Here is a 21,320-nt window from a genome sequence, read left to right as displayed (position 1 = left end):
CCTGGTTTTTTGTTCTGCTGATGGTGGCTCAGTGACGCTGCTTGCGATTCACTGTCTGCGCGGCTTTGATGATATCGGCACCGATTACAGGCTCGAACTCCTGCCATACCGGCCGCATGGCTTCACGCCAGGCTTCGCGCTCTGCTGGAGTCAGTTCGATGATTTCCGAAGTGCCGGCTTGGCGGATGCGCTCGCGATGGGCCTGGTTGGCTTCCTCGGCGGCACGGTTCACTTCGTAGGTCACCTCATCGATGATGCCTTCCAACTCGGTGCGAATCTGGTGCGGAATGCCGTACCAGAAGCGCGTATTGCTCACCAACATGTAGTCGAGCACCCCGTGATTGCTCTCGGTGATATAAGGCTGCACGGTATGCATTTTCTTGCTGTAGATATTCGACCAAGGATTTTCCGCGCCTTGGACGGTGCCGTTCTGCAGCGAGGCGAAGACATCGGCGAAGGCGATCTTTTTAGTCGGCGCACCCACCTGAGCGAACTGTGATTCCAGTACCGCAGAAGGCTGGATACGGAAGGCCAGTCCGGTTGCATCAGCCGGCATACGCAGTGCCTTTGTTGCAGACAGCTGCTTCATACCGTTATGCCAGTAGGCCAGGCCGGTGATGTTTTCCTTTTCCATCGAGCGCAGCAGCTGACGGCCCTTGGCGCGCTTCTGGAAGCGGTTGACGGCTTCCAGGTCGTCGAACAGGAAAGGCAGGTCGAAAACCTGAACCTGCTTGGTGTATTTCTCGAACTTGGCCAGCGAGGGTGCCAGCAGCTGGACTTCGTTGTTGCTCAGAGCTTCCAACTCGCTGGCATCGCCAAACAGTGTGGAGTTGGGGTAAACCTCGACGGTTACCTGGCCCGGCAAGCGCTCTTCAACCAGTTTCTTGAACAACAGGGCGCCCTTGCCCTTGGGGGTTTCTTCAGCGACGACGTGGGAGAACTTTATGACTATCGGCTCTGCTTCGACCGCTGTCGCGGTCAGTGCCAGCATCAGTCCGACGAGAGTGATGATCGGCTTACTCATTGGAAGGCTCTTTATTTTTGGTTGGTTGGCATAACATCCGGAGCCGGATGCGATTGAGCTTCAACGGAACGTTATGCCAAATACGCCGCACCACCTAAAGCGCTTTCTCACAAAACTCATAACTGAAAGAGCAGGAACGGGAACAGGTCACAGTTTTCCCCGCATGAGCCGTCGCTCTGCGCCGCAAACCGGCGACGCAGAGCGTTGCCGTTAGCTGCTGGCCAGCTGCCAACCACCACCGAGCGCCTTGTAGAGTGCGACGACACCGCGATAAACCTCGACTTCAGCCTGGGCCTGGGCGTCTTCGGCTGCGAGCCGTTCACGCTCGGCATCCAGTAGCACAAGGAAGTCCACCGTTCCTTCGCGATAGCGGATCTCGGCCTGTTGCGCTGCCGCGCGGCTCGCGCTGGACTGGCGTAGGAGCGACAACAACCGCTCCTGGGCACGGGCGTAGTCGCTGAAAGCGTTTTCCGATTCCTCCAGCGCGAGCAATACCTGCTGCTCGTAGCTGGCCAGCACACCCTCGGCATCGGCTTCGGCACCGCGCAATCTGGCGCGCACACTGCCCATGTCGAACGCCGCCCAACTGATGCTCGGCGCGGCTCCCCAGGCCTGCGCAGCACTGGAACCAATCTGCGAACCGCGCCCGGCGACGAAGCCGAGGAAGCCGGACAGGCTCACCCGCGGGAACAGATCCGCCGTCGCGACGCCGACATTGGCAGTGGCTGCAGCCAACTGGCGCTCCGCCGCGCGGATATCCGGACGACGACGCAGCAGTTCGCCGGGGTCGCCAATCGGCAACGCTTTGGCAATCGCCGGCAGTTCGCGTGGCGACAGGTCGACGCTTAACTGATCGGCGCGCTGGCCGAGCAGAGTGGCGATGCGATTGCGAGCACGGCTTTGGGCCGCTTGAAATTGCGGCAAGCTGGCCTCGGTGGCAGCCAAACGGGCATCGGCGCGCAGGACATCGAGCTCGCTTCCCATGCCGGCGTCGCGCAGCTGTTCGGTCAGCTGATGCGAGTCGCGCTGGTTGTCCAGGTTCTCGCGAGCAATGCGTTCACGCAGCTGAGCGCCGCGAAGCTGTCCATAGGCATCTACCAGTTCGGCGATCAGGCTCACCTGCAACTGATAGAGCTCGGCTTCGGCGGCTTCCGTCTGCGCTTCGCTGGCTTCGATACGCCGCTGGATGCGCCCGAACAGATCCAATTCCCAGGCCATGTCCAGACCCAGGTCGTAGCGCTCGATGTTGCTGCGTTCTTCGCTGAAACCCGGCTGCTGGGCTTTGCCATATTCGGCGGTGGCGCCAGCAGTCACGGTGGGCAAGCGATCATTGGCGGCATCGTCACGGATCGAGCGTGCCGCACGTAGCCTGGCGAAGGCGATGCGCAGCTCACGGTTTTCCGCCAGCGCCTGACCAACCAGCGCATCCAGCGTCGGGTCTTCGAACTGGCGCCACCAGGCGGACTCGAACCGCGAGCGGTCGAAATCTTCTGCGGTGGCCCGATCGATTTGTGCCGAAGCTGTTTCAGGCGTGCGGTAATCAGGCCCCACTGCACAGGCGCTGAGCGTCAATATCGCGGCTAGCAGGAGCGGGGTGGTGATTAAAACCTTCATACATGGATCTCCTTTGACAGATTGTGTGGAAACTACTGCTCTCGGTTATGCCGCGTTAAAAACAGGCTCGGAATGCTCATTTACAATTCGTAAACTCCGCTTCCTCGCCTGTTTTTGCCTTGCTTAACCTTCGCTCGCTACGTTTCCACGCAGTCTGTTGAATACAGCCTTTTTCTCCTCGCGCTTTTCGACGAAAGCGCGAATCAGTAGATAGAACACCGGGGTCAGCAGCAGCCCGAAGAACGTTACCCCGAGCATCCCGCTGAACACCGCGACACCCATGGCATGCCGCATCTCGGCACCGGCGCCGCTGGACAGCACCAGCGGCACCACGCCCATGATGAAGGCGAAGCTGGTCATCAAAATCGGGCGCAGCCGGAGGCGGCAGGCTTCGAGTACCGCGGCCAGCCGGTCCATGCCTTCCTCTTGCTTGTCCTTGGCGAACTCGACGATGAGGATGGCGTTCTTGCACGCCAATCCCACCAGCACGATCAGGCCGATCTGAGTGAACACGTTGTTATCGCCACCGGACAGAATCACCCCAGTGATGGCCGAAAGCAGCGTCATCGGCACGATCAGGATCACCGCCAGCGGCAGGCTCCAGCTCTCGTATTGCGCCGCCAGCACCAGGAACGCCAGCAGGACGCAGAGCGGGAAGACGAACATTGCGGTGTTGCCGGCCAGAATTTGCTGAAAGGTCAGCTCGGTCCATTCGTAGCTCATGCCGTTCGGCAGCTCGGCCTGGAGCAGCCGCTCCATGGCGTCCTCGGCTTGACCGGAGCTGTAGCCCGGCGCCGCCGCACCGTTTATTTCAGCGGTGAGGAAGCCGTTGTAGTGCATCACGCGATCGGGACCTGCGCTGTCGCTGACCTTGACGAAGGTCGACAGCGGGACCATTTCGCCATGGTCGTTGCGTACCTTCAGTTGGCCGATCTGCTCGGGCGTCAGACGAAACTTCTGTTCGGCCTGAACATTGACCTGATAGGTGCGCCCGAAGCGGTTGAAGTCGTTCGCATACAGCGAGCCGAGGTAAACCTGCATGGTGTCGAAAATCTGGTCGATCGGCACGCCATGGGTCTTGGCCTTTTCACGATCGATGTCGGCATCGATTTGCGGCACGTTGACCTGATAACTGGTAAACAGCCCGGCCAGCTCCGGATAGTCGGCGCTCTTGGCGATGATGTTCTGCACCTGCTTGTACAGTTCCTCGTAGCCGAGATTGCCGCGGTCCTGAACCTGCACGCGGAATCCGCCAATGGTGCCTAGCCCCTGTACCGGCGGCGGCGGGAAGATCGCGAGATAGGCTTCCTGGATACCCGCGAACTGACCGTTAAGCTCAGCGGCAATGGCCCCGGCGGACATGCTCTCGTCCTTACGCTGGTCGAAGTCTTTCAGGGCAACGAAGACGATGCCGCTGTTCGGGCTGTTGGTGAAGCCGTTAATCGACAGCCCAGGGAAGGCAATGGTGTTCTCCACACCGGCATGCTTACCGGCGATTTCCGACATCTTCTTGATCACGTCTTCGGTACGATCCAGCGTGGCGGCATCAGGCAATTGCGCAAAGGCGACCAGATACTGCTTGTCTTGCGGCGGCACGAAACCGGTCGGCGTGCTGGCAAAGCCCATGTAACCGAGGCCCACCAGGCCCACATACACCACCAGGGCGATACCGCTACCGCGCAGGATGCGCTTCACCGCGCCGACATAACCGTGGCTGGCGCGATCGAATACGCGGTTGAAGGGCGCGAACAGCCAGCCGCCGAACAGTTTGTCCAGCAGGCGCGAGAAACCATCTTTCGGTGCGTCGTGGGCGCGCAGCAGCACCGCCGCCAGCGCGGGCGACAGGGTCAGCGAGTTGAACGCCGAGATAACCGTGGAGATCGCGATGGTCAGGGCGAACTGTTGATAGAACTGCCCGGTGAGACCCGAAATGAACGCAGTCGGGATGAACACCGCGCAGAGCACCAGGGCGGTGGCGATGATGGGCCCGGTCACTTCCTTCATCGCTTGCTTGGTGGCTTCGACCGGCGACTTGCCAAGCCCGATATTACGTTCGACGTTTTCCACCACGACGATTGCATCGTCCACCACGATACCGATTGCCAGCACCAGGCCGAACAGCGACAGCGCATTGAGCGAGAAGCCGAGCATGTGCATCACGGCGAAGGTGCCGATCAGCGAAACCGGTACGGCAGCCAGCGGGATGATCGAGGCGCGCCAGGTCTGCAGGAACAGGATCACCACCAGTACCACCAGCACGATGGCTTCGAGCAGGGTGTGCACCACCGCCTCGATGGAACCGCGCACGAAAATGGTCGGGTCGTAGACGATTTCGTAATCCACGCCTTCGGGGAAATCCTTTTTCAGCTCGGCCATGCGGGCGCGCACCGAATCGGAGATCTCGATGGCATTGGAGCCGGGGCGCTGGAATACCGGGATGGCAACGGCCGGCTGGTTGTTCAGCAGCGACCGCAGCGCGTACTGGCTGGAGCCCAGTTCGATGCGCGCGATATCCCTGAGGCGAGTGATCGAGCCGTCTTCGCCAGCGCGAATGATGATGTTCTCGAATTCCTCCTCAGTGACCAGCCGGCCCTGAGTATTGATCGACAGCTGGAAATCCGTCGCACCCGGGGCAGGCGGTGCGCCAAGCGAACCAGCCGCAACCTGGCGGTTCTGCTCGCGGATTGCGTTGACCACATCGGACGCGGTGAGGTTGCGCGAGGCGACCTTGTTCGGGTCCAGCCAGACACGCAACGAGTAATTACCCATGCCAAACAGCTGCACGTCACCGATGCCGTCCAACCGCGCCAGCTCGTCCTTGACGTTGAGCGCGGCGTAGTTGGACAGATAGAGCATGTCGTAGCGCTCATCCGGCGAGGTCAGGTGCACCACCATGGTCAGATCCGGCGAGGCCTTGTCGACCGTCACGCCGAGGCGCTGCACCTCGGTGGGCAGGGTCGGCATGGTACGTGTCACGCGGTTCTGTACCTGCACTTGGGCATTGTCCAGATCCGTGCCGAGCGCGAAGGTGATGGTCAGGGTCAGCTTGCCGTCGGCGGTGGCCTGGGACGACATATAAAGCATGCTCTCGACGCCAGTGATGGCCTGTTCCAACGGCGAGGCGACGGTTTCGCCAATCACCTTGGGGTTGGCGCCGGGGAAGTTGGCGCGCACCACGACGGTAGGTGGAACCACTTCCGGGTATTCGCTAATCGGTAGCTGGAACAGCGAGATGGCGCCACCGATCAGAATGATCAGCGACAACACCGCCGCGAAAATCGGCCGCTGAATGAAGAATTGAGAGAAATTCATGACGCACTCCGGGGGAGAGGGTGCGCATGACGCACCCTGACGGAATCGATTGTTCTTGATGTGCGCTGAGCGCTCGGTCGACTGGCTGAGGTGTTAGCTCAGCTGCTATCTGTTTAACTGCTGGGACGTCGTGCCACTGCCACGCTGCGGTCGACCACCTCGGTCTTGAACGCCGCCGTGATGGCGCGGTGTTGCTCCTTGAGCGCGGCGAGGGTATCGGCGTCTGCCATCGGCACGGTTTGCGGCTCAACCGCGTTACCCGGACGGACACGCTGCAGGCCGTTCACGACGATGGTCTCGCCTTCGTTAAGACCGTTGCGGACGATACGCAGCCCTTCCAGCTTCGGCCCCAACTCGATGGAGCGGTAATTCACCTTGCCGTCCTCGCCAAGCACCAGCACGAATTTCTTGCCCAGGTCGGTGCCCACGGCGACGTCTTTGATCAGCACCGCCTCGTAGGTGGCGCTGCCGACAAGTTTCAGTCGTGCATAGAGACCGGGCGTGAAGCGGCCGTCGCGGTTATCGAACACGGCGCGCCCGCGGATGGTGCCGGTGCGTGGGTCGACCTGATTGTCGATGAAGTCCATATGGCCGAGGTGCGGATGGCCGTCTTCGCTGGAAAGCCCTAGGTAGACGGGCGTTGCTTCACCGCGTGTGCCATCGCGGGCCAGCTCACGGTACTTCAGGTAGGTACGTTCATCCGCCTCGAAGTAGGCGTAGACCTTGTCGGTAGAAACCAGCGTAGTGAGCAGCGCCTCGCCAGCGTTGACCAGGTTGCCGGCGGTGATCATGGCGCGACCCGCGCGACCATTGATCGGCGCGGTAACGCGAGTGAAGCTGAGGTCCAGCTTGGCTGCGTCCAGTTGCGCCTGGATCGCCGCAACCGCGGATTTCGCCTCGCTGGCGGCGCTGACGCGAGCGTCGGCCAGTTCAGCGGAAATAGCATTACTGGCCCGTAGCCGCTCGCCGCGCTGGGCTTCACTGGCGGTTCGCTGTTGCGTGGCGCGTGCCTGTTGCAGTTCGGCCTGCAGACGCTTCACCTGAGCCTCGAACGGGCGTGGGTCGATCTGAAACAACAGATCGCCTTTTTTCACCAGCGCGCCTTCCTCGAACGCGACCTTGTCGATGAAGCCGGAAACCCGCGGGCGGATATCAACCGACTCCGGCGCCTCCAGACGCCCGGTGAGCTCGTCCCATTCGGTGACCTGCTGCTCGATGACTTCAGCAACGCTGACAGCCGGAGCAGGCATTGCAGATTGGGTGGCTTCCGGTGCCTTGCCGCAGGCGGCGACGAGTACCGCCGATGCCGCAATCAGGGGAAGACGAAGGGCCTTGAGTGAACGTTCCATGCTTGACTCCGCAACTCGGTTTTTATCGATGGCGGGAGTGTGCGGGGCGGCCTCTCAATGCAGAAATCGAACGAGGCGAATGTGAATATCACTCGCGATGATGTTGCCGACTGTTTCATTGATGGAAGGGGATGAGTTCTGGTGGGCTGAAGCCCACCCTACATGTGTGATGCCGAGCCTGTAGGGTTGGGCCGGGCGGCGTTCCGCTTCAGCCCACCACAGCGAGCAGAGCACCGCCTGAGCCACCCCCAGAAACGCGGCAATCAAAGGCTGTCGGGATCACCGACGAACATCTGTATCCGCGAGCGCAGCCAGCGTTCGGCGGGGTCGTTGTCCTGAGCGCCGCGCCAGGCCATGGACAGCTCGAAGTCTTGGCTGGTCTCGAAGGGCAGGGGTTCTGCACGAACGCCGCCGTTGGCTGCCAAGGCCGCAGCGGCGTAGTCGGGCACGGTGGCTACCAGATCGGTACCGGCCAGCAGGCTCGACAGGCCATTGAACTGTGGCACGGCCAGTACCACTTTGCGCTTGCAGCCGTGCAACGCCAGTTCCTCATCGATGTAGCCGTTCAGGTCGCCGGCAAAGGAGACCATGGCATGCGGGCGTGAACAGTAATCTTCCATACTCATGCGACCGGGAATGGTATCGGCGCGCAGCAGCATGGGCTTCGGCCGGCGCAAGATCTTGCGCTTGGCATTGGCTGGCAGCTCCAGGGTGTAGCAGACGCCCACCGAAATTTCTCCGGACGCCAGCAGGCCCGGCATCAGTAGATAGTTGGCGCGGCGTACCACCAGCACCACGCCCGGGGCCTCGGCGCGTATGCGTCGGAGCAGCTGTGGCAGCAAGGCGAACTCGACCTCATCGGTCAGGCCAATGCGAAATACCAATTCGCTGGTGGCTGGGTCGAAGGTTGAGGCGCGGCTGACCGCAGTGGAGATCGAGTCCAGCGCTGGCGAGAGCAGGCCGGCGATTTCCTGCGCGCGAGCCGTCGGTTCCATGCTGCGGCCGGTGCGCACGAACAGCGGATCGTCGAATAGCGTGCGCAGGCGCGCCAGTGCGGCACTGATCGCCGGCTGGCCGAGAAATAGCTTTTCAGCCGCTCGCGTCACGCTGCGCTCGTGCATAAGCGTTTCGAAGACGATCAGCAGGTTCAGATCTACGCGGCGAAGGTCGTTGCGATTCATGCCATCACTTCAAACTGAGTTCAGACAAAGGGCGTGGCTGAGCTCTAGCGCCCTGTATCAAATTGTTGGCCATTCAGCCTGCCGTTGCGTATTGCTGCCGGACTGCGTTGCCGCTCATCACCATAGCCCTGCTATGACTCGTCGCAGCGCCTGCCCGACGTAACAAATTCAGCTCTTGACCGAATTTCAGATCAGGACTTTAGGGTTGCGGCTGCATTCTAGACAGATCGGCGTGACGTCGGCGTGTCCATTTCCGCTTTGCAATCACACAAACCTGCAGTTTGTATGCAGCCTTACATACATAGCATCATCATTCCGGCGCATGGCGACTATCGAGCGGAATGCAGGAAACGCGGCTGGAGTTGTGTCGATGGTGCAGATAGAGTCACTAACACAGTAGTAATCGAGGGGTCTTTCAATGTCCCGCATCATCCGTTTCCATCAGTTCGGCCCTGCCGAAGTTCTGCGCTACGAGCAGCAGGACGTGCCGCGTCCGGGGCCCGGCGAAGTGCTTATCGGCGTGCGCGCTATTGGCATCAGCTGGAACGACGTGCTTTGGCGGCAAGATCTCGCGCCACGCCATGCACGGATTCCGGCGGGGCTTGGCAGCGAGATCGCCGGTGAAATACTGGCTGTCGGCGAGGAGGTGGACGGTTTCACGGTGGGTGATCGGGTGGCGAGCTTTCCAGGTCATGACCTCAATCAGTACCCGCTCTACGGTGAACATGTGCTGCTTCCGCACACCTCGCTCGTTCACTATCCGGACATGCTCAGTCCGGTCGAAGCCGCTGTTCATTACACGCCGGCGCTGGTGGCCTACTTTGCGCTGATTGAGTTGGCGCAGCTCGAACCTGGGCAATATGTCCTGGTGACCCAGGCTCGCCATTGCACCGGCCCCACGGCAGTGCAGGTGGCGAAGGCATTGGGAGCGCGGGTTATCGCCACCTGTGAAACCGCCGATGACCGCGACTTCCTACGTGAGCTGGGCGCCGAAACGGTGATCGTCACCGAAGAGGAAGATCTGGTTGGCCGCTTGCAGAAAATCACGGCTGGCGCGGGCGTCGAAGTGGTGCTCGACGCCTGTGGTGGGTCTCAGATGAAGCTTTTGGGCGATGTCATCGCGCCGCGCGGCAAGCTGATCCTCTACGGACTCAATGGCGGCAACGAGACAGCCTTTCCGGCATGTGCGGCGTTCAAGAAGAACTTCAAGTTTTTCCTTCATTGCTTGTGCGATTTCACCGGCCAGCCGGAAATGGGCATCGAACAGAACCGTGACGCGGTTCAGCGCGCGCTGTTGCATATCAACCAGCTCACCGCCGACCGGCTGATCACCCCCCAAGTCGACAAAGTGTTCCCGTTCGATGAGGTGGTCGCCGCACACCAGTACGTCGAAAGCGGTATTCCGCGCGGGCGGGTCGTGCTCGACGTTAAATGACACAGGCCCCGCGCAGGGGCCTCTCATCGCTTCCCAGAAACTTTTCCGTCGCCGTTCAAGTCCTCCGAAGACAGGTAATTCACCTTGACGGAGGAAATCTACATGGCTGACGAAAACCAGACCCTACCGCCACAGGAACAACCCGAACCCGGCAAAGAAGGCTTGATGAATCCGCGCCCGGAGTTCAAGGGCGAAGACTACAAGGCGGCCGGCAAACTGCAGGGCAAGGTTGCAATCATCACCGGCGGCGACAGCGGTATTGGCCGCTCGGTGGCGGTGTTGTTCGCTCGCGAAGGCGCCGATGTGGCGATTCTCTATCTCGATCAACACCAGGACGCTGACGAAACCCGCCGCGTGGTCGAAGAGCAAGGCCGCCAGTGCCTGACCTTCGCCGGCGATGTGGCCGATCGCGAAGTCTGCCGCAAGGTTGTCGACGAGACGCGGGCCAAGTTCGGCAAGCTCGACATTCTGGTCAATAACGCGGCCGAACAGCATCCGCAGAAAGGCCTGGAAGACATCAGCGAAGAGCAGTGGGAGAAGACCTTCCGCACCAATATCTTCGGCATGTTCCAGATGACCAAGGCCGCGCTGCCGCACCTTAAAGAGGGTGCATCCATCATCAATACGACATCCGTGACGGCTTACAAGGGCAGCCCACAATTGCTTGATTATTCGGCGACCAAGGGCGCCATCACGGCGTTTACCCGCTCGCTGTCGATGAACCTGGCCGAGCGCGGCATCCGCGTGAACGGCGTCGCGCCAGGACCGATCTGGACGCCGCTGATTCCGTCCACCTTCGATGCGGACAAGGTCGAGAAATTCGGCGCCAACGTGCCGATGAAGCGTCCCGGCCAGCCGGAGGAAGTGGCCCCGGCCTATGTCTACCTCGCCAGCAGCGATTCGTCATACATCAGCGGCCAGGTGATTCACGTCAACGGCGGCTCGGTGGTCAACGGCTAAGCCGCGGCTTATAGCTACGCCATAGGAGGAACGATATGCCTCGCACGATCTGGAAGGGTGCCGTCAGTTTTGGCCTGGTTCATATCCCCGTTGCGTTGGTCCCCGCCACCACCCGCACGGGCATCGATTTCGATTGGCTGGACAAGCGCAGCATGGACCGGGTCGGCTACAAGCGCATCAACAAGACCACCGGCGAAGACATCGACAGCGAAAATATCGTCAAGGGCGTCGAATACGAGAAGGGCAATTACGTCGTGATCAGCGACGACGAGATCAAGGCGGCGCACCCGAAGGCGACGCAGACCGTGGATATCGTCGCCTTCGTCGATGCCAAGGACATATCGTTTCTCTATATCGACACGCCTTACTACCTGACGCCCGACCGCCGGGGTGAAAAGGTTTATGCGCTGTTGCGCGAGACGCTGATCCAGACCGGCAAGGTGGGTATCGCCAACGTAGTGCTGAGAAACAAGCAGCACCTGGCGGTAGTCATGCCGCTGGGCAAGGCGCTGGTGATGAATACGCTCCGTTGGGCTGAGGAAGTGCGCGGGCTGGAATACCTCGAGATGAAGGACGAAGCGCTCAATGCCGACCTCAACCCGCGCGAGCTGGACATGGCCAAGCGACTGGTCGAGGACATGAGCGAAGACTGGAACCCCGACCAGTACAAGGACACCTTCCAGGACCAGATCATGGATCTGGTGGAAACCAAGGCCCGCGAAGGCAAGCTCGAAGCCGTGGGCGGACCGGAGGAAGCGGTCGATCGCCGCAGCGCCGATGTCATCGACCTGACCGAGCTGCTCAAGCGCAGCCTGGCGGGAAAACCCTCGGCGAAAAAGGCGGCGCCTCAGGAGGAAATCGACGATTCCGACGACGCCGAAGAGGCTGCGCCACCCAAGCGAACGGCAAGCAAAACCGCCGCTAGCAGCAGCAAGGCCAAGCCTGCTGCCAAGTCGACGGCTAGCAAAGCGTCCAGCAGCAAGACGACCACTGCTCGCAAGAGCACCGCAACGAAATCGAGCAACAAGAAAGCCAGCTGACTTCGACGGGAGTTCCGCGTGCCTGAAACCTCTGACAAGAGCCGCCCCGATGTAGGCGGCATCGGCATCAGTAGCCCGCAGCGGGTGATCGATACGCGCAGTGGCGCCACCAAGTTGCAGCTCGCTCAGTACTATCTGGCGGTAGGCGATTGGCTAACGCCGCACCTGGCCAATCGACCGCTCTCCATCGTTCGCGCTCCCGAAGGCGTAGGCGGCGAAAGCTTTTTTCAACGCCATTGCGGTCGTCTGAAGATGCCGCACATGCGCGTGCTGGATAAATCCCTCGACCCGGAACATGCGCGCCTCATCCAGGCGGACAGCATTACGGCAGTGGTCGAAGCGGTACAAATGGGCACCGTGGAATTCCATACCTGGAATGCGCGCAGCGATCGTATCGACCGGCCGGATCGAATCGTGTTCGATCTCGACCCGGACCCAGAACTGCCATGGTCGCGGATGATTGAAGCGACCTGCATGACGCTGGACCTGCTTGGCGAACTGGGGCTCAAGGCGTTTCTGAAGACCAGCGGCGGACGCGGCATGCACGTGGTGGTGCCGATCGATCGTCGCAAGAGCTGGGATTGCATCAACGAATTCGCTCGCGGCGTGACGCTACGTCTGGCAACCGAGGCACCGGAACGGATCGCCGCGAAGATGGGACCGAAGAATCGCGTCGGCAAGATTTTCGTCGACTACCTGCGCAATCAACGTGGCGCCAGCACGGTGGCGGCTTATTCGGTTCGTGCTCGGCCTGGCCTGCCGGTCTCGGTACCGATCATGCGCGAAGAACTGGAGCAAATTACTGGGGCGGATCAGTGGAACATCCTCAACCTGCACGAGCGGCTGGGCTCCCAACGCAAGGATCCTTGGTTCGACTGTGCATCGACCAGGCAATCGATCTCGGCACGGTTGCTGAAAGACCTCACCGGTCACTGACGCGACAGGTGACCTTTCTAAACCCCGATCTCCAGCTAGCCTTGCACTGCGTAGCGAACACCCGCCGGCCCGTCTGTCCCTCTGCAGGAACCATCGTAGAGCGGCTGAAGTCGATTTGTCAGATGGGCAGACATAACAAGTAACAGGAGATACCGATGACCGTGCGAGTATCCCGGCGACAGTTCCTGAAGTTCGGTGCGGCAGGTGTAGGCGCATCGAGCATGGCCATGATGGGGTTTGCGCCTGATGAAGCCGTCGCGTCGATTCGTCACTTCAAACTGACCGGCGCAAAGATCGCCCGCAATATCTGCACCTACTGCTCGGTAGGCTGCGGCATGTTGCTTTACTCCCGCGGTGATGGCGCCGCCAACGTCATCGACGATATCTACCACGTCGAAGGCGATCCGGATCATCCGGTCAGCCGCGGCTCGCTGTGCCCAAGGGGCGCAGGCGTGCTGGACTTCATCAACAGCGAGTCTCGAGTCAAATACCCGGAAGTGCGCGAGCCTTTCACCAACGAATGGAAGCGCATCAGCTGGAATGAGGCGTTCACGCGCATCGCGCGGCACATGAAGGACGACCGCGACAAGAATTTCGAAACCCATGACGAGCAGGGGCGGCTGGTCAACCGCTGGATGACCACTTCGATGGTGGCGGCTTCGGCCTGTACCAACGAGACGGCCTATCTCACGCAGAAGATTACCCGCGCACTCGGCATCCTGAAGATCGACAACCAGGCGCGCGTCTGACACGGACCAACGGTGGCAGGTCTTGCCCCAACATTTGGTCGCGGTGCCATGACGAACCACTGGGTCGACATTGCCAACGCTAACGTCATTCTGTCCATGGGCGGCAATTCTGCCGAAGCGCATCCCGTGGGCTTCCGCTGGGTCATGCATGCCAAAGAGCGCAGCAATGCGATCCTGATTTCCATCGACCCGCGCTTCAATCGCACCACGGCGGTGGCGGACTATCACGCCTGGCTCCGGACCGGCACGGATATCGTGTTTCTGGGTGGTTTCATCAACTACCTGATCGAGTCCGACCGTTACGCTCATGAATACGTTCGGGAATACACCGATGCCAGTCTGATCGTCAGAGAAGGCTTTGGCTTCGAGGAAGGGTTGTTTACCGGCTACAACCCCGAAGACAAGACCTACGACCGCGAAACCTGGAATTTCGAGCTGGACGAGCGCGGTTTCGCTCGGTCCGATCCGAGCCTTGAGCATCCTCGCTGCGTGTTCCAGTTGATGCGCGAGCATTACAGCCGTTACACCATCGAACAGGTGGAAAACATCTGCGGCATGCCCAAGGCCAAGGTGCAGGAGTTGTGGGATCTGATGGCGCAGACCTCTGCGCCCGACAAGACCATGACCATCCTTTACGCGCTGGGTTGGACGCAGCACACCATCGGTTCGCAGATCATCCGTTGCGGTGCGATGGTGCAGCTGCTGCTCGGCAACATGGGCATGCCCGGCGGCGGTGTGAACGCGCTGCGCGGACATTCCAATATTCAGGGTCTGACCGACATCGGCCTGCTTTCAAACCTGCTGACGGGTTATCTGAACCTGCCATCGGTGAATCTGCAGACCTACGCCGATTACATGAAGACGCGCATCAAGCCCCCGCTTGTCGAAGGCGAGGTGTCCTACTGGAAATTCTACGAACGCTTCTTCGTCAGCCTGATGAAGGACTGGTATGGCGATGTCGCGACAGTCGAGAACGACTGGTGCTACGACTGGTTGCCAAAGCTCTCCGAACCGATCTACGACGTGCTCTATGCCATCAACGATATGACCATGGGCAAGATGACCGGCGCGTTCTGCCAAGGCTTCAACATCCTGGCGGCATTTCCGAACAAGGCCAAGGTCATGGACGGTCTGTCGAAGCTCAAGTACTTCGTGATCATGGACCCACTCACGGTGGAGACCGGCGAATTCTGGAAGAACTTCGGCGAATACCACGACGTGGACCCATCGAAGATCGGCACTGAAGTATTTCGCCTACCGACCACCTGCTTCGCCGAGGACGACGGGTCCATCACCAACAGTTCGCGCTGGTTACAGTGGCACGAAAAAGCCGCACCGGGCCCTGGCGAGTCGATGAGCGATACCGAGATTCTCGGCGAGGTCATGTTGCGGTTGAAGCACATGTATCAAGAGGAGGGCGGCGCATTCCCGGACCCAATTCTGAATCTCACCTGGAACTATAAAGACCCGAAATTCCCGAAGGCCGAAGAGCTGGCCAAGGAATACAACGGTAGGGCGTTGGCAGACCTCGCCGATGAAGCGGGTAATGTAATTCGCCGCAAAGGCGAGTTGCTTAAGGATTTCAGCGAGCTCCGTGCTGACGGTTCGACCGCTTGCGGTTGCTGGATCTATTCCGGCGCCTGGACCGAAGAAGGCAACATGATGGCCAGGCGCGACAACTCCGATCCTTACAATGTCGGCAACACGCTGGGATGGGCTTGGGCTTGGCCCATGAACCGGCGATTGCTCTATAACCGTGCGTCTGCACGGCCAGACGGCACGCCATGGGCACCCAACAAGGCGTTCGTCTGGTGGAATGGCGAGCGCTGGACGGGCGCGGACGTGCCGGATTTCCCGCTGACATCGCCGCCGTCTCAGGGTGTCAAACCGTTCATCATCACCCAGACCGGAACCGGGCATTTCTTCGCTTCGGAATGGATGAACGAGGGGCCGTTCCCTGAGCATTACGAGCCGATGGAAAGTCCCATCGATCGCAACCCGATGAGTCCGGACAATCCATTGGCAATGAACAATCCGATCGTTCGTGTGTTCGAGCAGGATCGCGATTCGTTTGGTTCCAACAAGGACTTTCCCTATGCGGCGACGACTTATCGCTTAACCGAGCATTTCCATTACTGGACGACGCACGCGCGGCTCAATGCGATTGCCCAGCCGGAGAAGTTCATCGAAATGAGCGAAGTGCTCGCCGGGGAGTTGGGCATTGCGGCCGGTGAACGAGTACGGGTGACGTCCAAGCGCGGTTTCATCACCGCTGTTGCGGTGGTGACTAAGCGGCTGGTCCCGCTACAGGTCGACGGGCGTACCGTGCATCAGATCGGCATCCCCATTCACTGGGGCTTCAAAGGCGTGGCCAAGAAGGCACACCTGACCAACACCCTCACGCCGTTCGTGGGTGACGGAAATACGCAGACGCCGGAGTTCAAGTCGTTTCTGGTGAACGTGGAGAAAATTGGAGGAGCCGTCTGATGCGTGGTGACCAGATCAATCTGCAAAACATCATCGCCCGCTCGGCGACCACCACGCCCTCGCCGCAGGTGCGCCATGGCGGCGTGGAAAAGGTCACCAAGCTGATCGATGTCTCCGTCTGTATCGGTTGCAAGGCCTGCCAAGTGGCATGCTCGGAATGGAACGACCTGCGTGACGAAGTCGGTGAATGCGACGGCACGTACAACAACCCGCAGGATCTCTCGCCGGAGTCCTTCGAAGTCATGCGATTTTCGGAGTATGAAAACGAGGAGGGTGGGCTGGAGTGGCTGATCCGCAAGGACAATTGCATGCACTGCGCCGAGCCTGGCTGCCTCAAGGCGTGCCCATCGCCCGGTGCCATCGTGCAGTACGCCAACGGCATCGTCGACTTCAACTCGGAGCATTGCATTGGCTGTGGATACTGCGTCGCTGGGTGTCCCTTCGATATTCCGCGGATCTCGAAGAAGGACAACAAAGCCTACAAATGCACCCTGTGTTCCGATCGGGTGTTCCACGGGCTTGAGCCCGCCTGCGTGAAGAGCTGCCCGACTTCGGCCATCATGTTCGGCACCAAGGAGGACATGCTCGATTACGGCGCCCATCGAGTTCAGCATCTCCAGGGGCGCGGCTACGAGAACGCCGGCATCTACGATCCGTCCGGTGTTGGTGGCACCCATGTGGTGTATGTGCTGCAACATGCGGACAAGCCGGAGATCTACAGCGGGCTGCCACGTGATCCGCATATCAGCCCGACCGTCGAGCTGTGGAAGGGCGTAACCAAGCCGATCATGTCCGTGGCGCTTGGCGTGTCGGTGCTCGCCGGATTCTTCCATTACGTGATGAAAGGGCCTAAGGAAGAACCCGAGGACGATCCCGATCCAGAGCTGGCGGCAGCGGATCGGGAACTCGACCGTCGCGGGGAGGACCGGTTATGAGCCATTCCAACGTCAAGCACGGCATCCTGCGTTATGGCTGGTGGACGCGGGTCAATCATTGGCTCATTGCCATCTGCTTCGTGTTGCTGACACTGAGCGGCCTCGCGCTGTTCTATCCGGCGTTCTTCGGGCTGACCTCGCTGTTCGGGGGCCCGGAGCCGACGCGAATCGTGCATCCGTATATCGGCGTGTTCATGTCGTTGTTTTTCGTCATCCAGGCGGTGCGCTTCTTCGGCGACAACCTGATCCGGCGTCACGACGTGCAATGGGCGCGGCAGATCGGCGATGTACTCAGCAACCGCGACGAGCGCCTGCCGCCGGTGGGCAAGAACAACGCCGGGCAGAAGCTGGTGTATTGGATATTCCTCGCCACAGTGCCGGTACTGCTGATCACCGGCATCGTGCTCTGGCGCCCCTGGATCGCCGACGATATGCCGATCTGGGCCCTGCGCTGGGCCGTGATGATTCATGCGATCACGGCGTTCATTGCGATCATCACGCTGGTAATCCATGTCTACTCGGCGATCTGGGTCAAAGGCTCGGTGCGCGCCATGACGCAAGGCCGGGTTAGCCACGCCTGGGCGCGGCACCATCACGGGCTCTGGTACGAGGACATCATGCGCAACAAGAAATCCGATGGCGAAAGCGCCGCACCCAACAGCGAAGTGCAGGATCGTCGTCGATGAAAGGAGCCGCAGTGAACCATTCATATGGCAGCGCACCCTCCGGAATCATGGAGGCGCCTCACGTAGTGTTGCCAGACGCCAAGGTGTTCAGTAAACGGGCGACCCGGCTGCGGGAACTCGTCGTCCAGGTACCCTCGCTGGATGAGTTTCTGGCTTTCATGGCGCGCTTGGTACAGGCGCAGCACCAAGTGCTGACCGAACGCGAACCCGACTGGCGACCGGCGGCGGATGCGTTCGATCAGGCGTTGAAGCACGGCATGCCGCCGCTGGGTTTCCAGGCGTTGCGACGTGATGTGCACTGGCAAGACGATCTGCTCGCCATCCTCGACGCGATGGAATTGCACGTGGGCGAGCGTCAGCGACACTTGCTCGCCGCGCTGCGCGAGATGTCCGCTGAGCAGCTTGACGAACTCGCCGACGACATATTCGAGGTGCGCCCCGGCAATCATGCGACGCGTGCCTTGCTTCCGCTCGTAGCGGCGGCGCTGCAGGTGGCCTGGATGCGTCTGGCGATCGGATTGCCCAACGCGCCGGCGCGGCCCACCGGCGAGGCGCAGGCGCTCTGTCCAAGCTGCGGCGCGTTACCTGTGGCCAGTGTCATTCACAACGAGCGTCATCGCAGTGGTGTGCGTTACCTGCATTGCTCGCTGTGCGCGACCGAATGGCACCTGGAGCGCATCAAATGCAGCGTTTGCGATAGCGGCGGCAAGCTGATCTATCTGACGCTCGATGATGAGCAAGGCAAGCCGTTCCTGCCGGTCCAGGCGGAAGCCTGCAATGAATGCCATAGCTACCTGAAGGTCATGCAACGCGAACTGCATGGGCGTGCCGACCCGGTTGCCGACGACCTCGCCAGTCTGGCGCTGGATTTACTACTGGCCGAGCAGGGCGTATACGGGCGCAGCGGCTACAACCCCTTGCTTATCGCCGGAGGCTGATCACCGCTCAGGTCGGCTCCGGTTCCTCGTCGGCTACTGTTTGGCCGCCGTACGGCGTTCCGGGTTTGTAAACGTCGAGATCGTCGGGGCAGGGCACCTGTACGAGATCACCAGGCTTGTCGTGCACGACGGGATCGGGCTGGGGCACATCGGGGCGGGCATGCGGCGTCATGGCAATCTCCATCAGTCGGAATACTTATCGTCAGGAATAGCTCATCGCAGCCCGGGTGCAAGCGCATCGGGATGTGTTGCATTGCATTGCTCGAGCGAAAACCCGCCCTCCAACCAGATCGAGACAAGAGCTTCGCCCCCCAAGGTAAGTCCAGCACCAGAGCGAAGCTATCGGGCGCCGTGCGGGCGGTCTGTTCTGCTGAACTTTTAAGGCCTCCTTTGGTTCGGAAGAACAGAGCCCGTGAAAGCCCGCATGGCGGGTTTTCCCACCGGTAAATCCAGACCGTTCGATACCCTGATCCCGAAGCGGATGGATTTGCTGTATCGCAACGATTTAGGCCTCAGGAGCCCGTTCGATGAACGATGCACAGCCCCATGCAACGATCCACCCCCGACTTGAGCAAGCCTTGCAGATGCCACGTATTGCCATCGAGGCGACCGAGCCGGTTCTCGAGGGTGGTCGATTCGCTGCCAAGGCCATCATCGGCCATCCGGTGAGCGTCACCAGCAAGCTCTTCGCCGACGGTCACGATCAGCTCGCGGCAGTGATCTGCTGGCGTACCAAGGACGAAAGCGCCTGGCGCCGCGCCCGTCTCAAGCTGCTCGGCAACGACAGCTGGGAGGGCCAGTTCACACCGACACAGGTGGCGTCCCACGAATTCATGATCGAAGCCTGGTGGGACATTTACGAGACCTATCGTTACGAACTATCGAAGAAGCATGCCGCCGGGGTTCCGGTTCAGCTTGAACTGGAGGAAGGGCGCTTGCTGCTGGAGCGGGCCAGCCAGCGTGCGCACGGAGAAACCAAGGCGATTCTCGATGACCTGCTGCATCGCTTGAGCATGGCGCATCTTGACGACGAACGCGTCTCGGTGATGCTCGCTAACGAAACCGCCGCCGCCATGGCTGATGCCGACCCGCGTGAGCACTGCAGTCAGAGCGAAGTCTTCCCCCTCGAAGTCGAGCGGCCATTGGCGCAGTTCGCCAGCTGGTACGAGCTGTTTCCACGCTCTGAAACCGACGATCCGAACCGCCACGGCACTTTCCGCGACGTGCATAAGCGTCTGCCGTCGATCCGCGACATGGGCTTCGATGTGCTGTATTTCACGCCCATTCATCCCATCGGTCGCCAGCACCGTAAAGGCCCCAACAATACGTTGAATGCCGGCCCCAACGATCCGGGCAGCCCTTATGCAATCGGTAGCGAGGAAGGCGGTCACGATGCGGTGCACCCGCAACTAGGTTCGATGCAAGATTTTCGCGATCTAGTCGCCGCGGCTCGCGAGCACGGACTGGAGATCGCCCTCGATTTCGCCATTCAGTGCTCCCAGGATCACCCCTGGCTGAAAGAGCATCCAGGCTGGTTCTCCTGGCGCCCTGACGGGACCATCCGCTATGCGGAGAACCCGCCGAAGAAATATCAGGACATCGTCAACGTCGACTTCTACGCCGAAGACGCCATGCCCGATCTGTGGATCGCGCTGCGCGATGTGGTCTGGCATTGGGTCGAGCAGGGCGTGAAGATCTTCCGCGTCGACAACCCGCATACCAAGCCATTGCCGTTTTGGGAATGGATGATCGCCGATATTCGTGAGCGCGACCCGGACGTGATGTTCCTTTCCGAGGCCTTCACCCGGCCAGCAATGATGGCGCGCCTGGGTAAGGTCGGTTTCAACCAGAGCTACACCTACTTCACCTGGCGCAACAACAAGGCGGAACTGAGCGAATACCTCACCGAACTCAATCAACCGCCGTTGCGCGATTGCTACCGGCCGAACTTCTTCGTCAATACACCCGATATCAACCCGTTCTTCCTGCATGACTCCGGCCGCCCGGGTTTCCTGATCCGTGCCGCGCTGGCGACCATGGGCTCAGGACTTTGGGGCATGTATTCCGGCTTCGAGCTGTGCGAGTCCGCGGCGATTCCCGGCAAAGAGGAATACCTGGACTCGGAGAAATACGAGATTCGTCCACGCGACTACCACGCGCCGGGCAACATCATCGCCGAGATCGCCCAGCTCAACCGCATCCGCAGGCAAAACCCAGCCCTGCAGACGCATCTCGGCTTCAAGGCCTACACGGCCTACAACGACAACATTCTCTTCTTCGGCAAGCGCACGCCGGACCGCTCCAACTTCATTCTGGTCGCGATCAGCCTTGATCCACACAACGCCCAAGAAGCGTATTTCGAGTTACCGCTGTGGGAGCTCGGCCTGCCCGACCACGCCGAGACGCGCGGCGAAGACCTCATGAATGGGCATCGCTGGACGTGGTACGGCAAGACCCAATGGATGCGAATCGAGCCATGGCACCAGCCTTTCGGCATCTGGCGATTCACCGCTGACGCCGTCGATCCAGACTTAAAGTAGATTCTAGATAGGCTTTCGTAATATTACGTATCAATGGCTTACGAGCAATAGTGAATAAATATTCTAGATAAGTAATTTGCTGGAATCACTTTGGAAACCTCCGTCAGACATCTTGATGTGTCGGGTCTGGATGC

At 60.4% G+C, this 21,320-nt stretch carries 15 protein-coding genes; 9 read left to right on the top strand and 6 right to left on the bottom strand.

All coding sequences use genetic code 11. The annotated features are described in order from the left end of the window. Window positions 1–28: 28 nt before the first annotated feature. The 5 genes from AC2LD7_RS07800 to AC2LD7_RS07780 all read right to left on the bottom strand — a co-directional run bounded on the left by AC2LD7_RS07800 (window position 29) and on the right by AC2LD7_RS07780 (window position 8,480). Window positions 29–1,024, bottom strand: a complete 996-nt coding sequence (locus tag AC2LD7_RS07800; protein ID WP_484597190.1) for a TRAP transporter substrate-binding protein — start codon at window positions 1,022–1,024, stop codon at window positions 29–31. A 210-nt stretch (window positions 1,025–1,234) separates the two neighbouring features. Continuing rightward, entirely contained in the window at window positions 1,235–2,638 is a 1,404-nt protein-coding gene (locus tag AC2LD7_RS07795; RefSeq protein WP_484597189.1) for an efflux transporter outer membrane subunit, read from the bottom strand. 123 nt (window positions 2,639–2,761) lie between these two features. Further along, window positions 2,762–5,950: an efflux RND transporter permease subunit gene (locus AC2LD7_RS07790; protein WP_484597188.1), complete on the bottom strand. Its 3,189-nt coding sequence runs from the start codon at window positions 5,948–5,950 to the stop codon at window positions 2,762–2,764. A gap of 113 nt (window positions 5,951–6,063) precedes the next feature. After that, window positions 6,064–7,299 (bottom strand): multidrug efflux RND transporter periplasmic adaptor subunit MexE, encoded by a 1,236-nt coding sequence (gene mexE / locus AC2LD7_RS07785; protein WP_484597187.1) that lies wholly within the window; start codon window positions 7,297–7,299, stop codon window positions 6,064–6,066. Between the two features lie 263 nt (window positions 7,300–7,562). Then, window positions 7,563–8,480, bottom strand: coding sequence for a LysR family transcriptional regulator (locus AC2LD7_RS07780; protein ID WP_484597186.1), 918 nt, complete (start codon window positions 8,478–8,480; stop codon window positions 7,563–7,565). Window positions 8,481–8,898: 418 nt separating this feature from the next. Between AC2LD7_RS07780 and AC2LD7_RS07775 the strand changes: the two genes are divergently transcribed. The 8 genes from AC2LD7_RS07775 to fdhE all read left to right on the top strand — a co-directional run bounded on the left by AC2LD7_RS07775 (window position 8,899) and on the right by fdhE (window position 18,646). Further along, window positions 8,899–9,915, top strand: coding sequence for a zinc-dependent alcohol dehydrogenase family protein (locus AC2LD7_RS07775; RefSeq protein ID WP_484597185.1), 1,017 nt, complete (start codon window positions 8,899–8,901; stop codon window positions 9,913–9,915). A 102-nt stretch (window positions 9,916–10,017) separates the two neighbouring features. Then, window positions 10,018–10,875 (top strand): SDR family oxidoreductase, encoded by an 858-nt coding sequence (locus AC2LD7_RS07770; RefSeq protein WP_484597184.1) that lies wholly within the window; start codon window positions 10,018–10,020, stop codon window positions 10,873–10,875. Between the two features lie 35 nt (window positions 10,876–10,910). Next, window positions 10,911–11,915, top strand: coding sequence for a non-homologous end joining protein Ku (gene ku / locus AC2LD7_RS07765; protein WP_484597183.1), 1,005 nt, complete (start codon window positions 10,911–10,913; stop codon window positions 11,913–11,915). Window positions 11,916–11,933: 18 nt separating this feature from the next. Continuing rightward, entirely contained in the window at window positions 11,934–12,851 is a 918-nt protein-coding gene (gene ligD, locus AC2LD7_RS07760; RefSeq protein ID WP_484597182.1) for a non-homologous end-joining DNA ligase, read from the top strand. Between the two features lie 161 nt (window positions 12,852–13,012). Continuing rightward, window positions 13,013–16,087: a formate dehydrogenase-N subunit alpha gene (gene fdnG, locus AC2LD7_RS07755; protein ID WP_484597265.1), complete on the top strand. Its 3,075-nt coding sequence runs from the start codon at window positions 13,013–13,015 to the stop codon at window positions 16,085–16,087. After that, entirely contained in the window at window positions 16,087–17,022 is a 936-nt protein-coding gene (gene fdxH / locus AC2LD7_RS07750; protein WP_484597181.1) for a formate dehydrogenase subunit beta, read from the top strand. Before fdnG ends, fdxH begins: the two co-directional genes overlap by 1 nt. Continuing rightward, complete coding sequence (locus tag AC2LD7_RS07745) at window positions 17,019–17,708, top strand: formate dehydrogenase subunit gamma (protein ID WP_484597180.1); 690 nt, start codon at window positions 17,019–17,021, stop codon at window positions 17,706–17,708. The genes fdxH and AC2LD7_RS07745 overlap by 4 nt, the downstream gene beginning before the upstream one ends. 47 nt (window positions 17,709–17,755) lie before the next feature. After that, the gene (gene fdhE, locus AC2LD7_RS07740) at window positions 17,756–18,646 is read left to right on the top strand and encodes a formate dehydrogenase accessory protein FdhE (RefSeq protein WP_484597264.1); all 891 of its coding nucleotides are present in this window, start codon (window positions 17,756–17,758) and stop codon (window positions 18,644–18,646) included. Between the two features lie 7 nt (window positions 18,647–18,653). Here the strand turns inward: fdhE and AC2LD7_RS07735 are convergent, their stop codons facing one another. Continuing rightward, window positions 18,654–18,818 carry a hypothetical protein gene (locus tag AC2LD7_RS07735; protein WP_484597179.1) on the bottom strand — a complete coding sequence of 55 codons (165 nt, stop codon included), beginning with the start codon at window positions 18,816–18,818 and terminating at the stop codon, window positions 18,654–18,656. Between the two features lie 355 nt (window positions 18,819–19,173). On the opposite strand from AC2LD7_RS07735, the gene AC2LD7_RS07730 reads away from it, so the two are divergent. After that, window positions 19,174–21,186 carry an alpha-1,4-glucan--maltose-1-phosphate maltosyltransferase gene (locus AC2LD7_RS07730; RefSeq protein WP_484597178.1) on the top strand — a complete coding sequence of 671 codons (2,013 nt, stop codon included), beginning with the start codon at window positions 19,174–19,176 and terminating at the stop codon, window positions 21,184–21,186. Window positions 21,187–21,320: the final 134 nt, after the last annotated feature.

This window comes from Stutzerimonas sp. (genome assembly GCF_982611455.1).
Note: the sequence above shows the minus strand (reverse complement) of the source record. Positions and strands in the feature narration are given on the sequence as shown.

Bases quoted from the DNA above. Each gene is read 5' to 3' on its own strand.
- AC2LD7_RS07800 (WP_484597190.1), bottom strand. From the start codon at position 1,024: ATGAGTAAGCCGATCATCACTCTCGTCGGACTGATGCTGGCACTGACC.
- AC2LD7_RS07795 (WP_484597189.1), bottom strand. From the start codon at position 2,638: ATGAAGGTTTTAATCACCACCCCGCTCCTGCTAGCCGCGATATTGACG.
- AC2LD7_RS07790 (WP_484597188.1), bottom strand. From the start codon at position 5,950: ATGAATTTCTCTCAATTCTTCATTCAGCGGCCGATTTTCGCGGCGGTG.
- mexE (WP_484597187.1), bottom strand. From the start codon at position 7,299: ATGGAACGTTCACTCAAGGCCCTTCGTCTTCCCCTGATTGCGGCATCG.
- AC2LD7_RS07780 (WP_484597186.1), bottom strand. From the start codon at position 8,480: ATGAATCGCAACGACCTTCGCCGCGTAGATCTGAACCTGCTGATCGTC.
- AC2LD7_RS07775 (WP_484597185.1), top strand. From the start codon at position 8,899: ATGTCCCGCATCATCCGTTTCCATCAGTTCGGCCCTGCCGAAGTTCTG.
- AC2LD7_RS07770 (WP_484597184.1), top strand. From the start codon at position 10,018: ATGGCTGACGAAAACCAGACCCTACCGCCACAGGAACAACCCGAACCC.
- ku (WP_484597183.1), top strand. From the start codon at position 10,911: ATGCCTCGCACGATCTGGAAGGGTGCCGTCAGTTTTGGCCTGGTTCAT.
- fdxH (WP_484597181.1), top strand. From the start codon at position 16,087: ATGCGTGGTGACCAGATCAATCTGCAAAACATCATCGCCCGCTCGGCG.
- AC2LD7_RS07745 (WP_484597180.1), top strand. From the start codon at position 17,019: ATGAGCCATTCCAACGTCAAGCACGGCATCCTGCGTTATGGCTGGTGG.
- fdhE (WP_484597264.1), top strand. From the start codon at position 17,756: ATGGAGGCGCCTCACGTAGTGTTGCCAGACGCCAAGGTGTTCAGTAAA.
- AC2LD7_RS07735 (WP_484597179.1), bottom strand. From the start codon at position 18,818: ATGACGCCGCATGCCCGCCCCGATGTGCCCCAGCCCGATCCCGTCGTG.
- AC2LD7_RS07730 (WP_484597178.1), top strand. From the start codon at position 19,174: ATGAACGATGCACAGCCCCATGCAACGATCCACCCCCGACTTGAGCAA.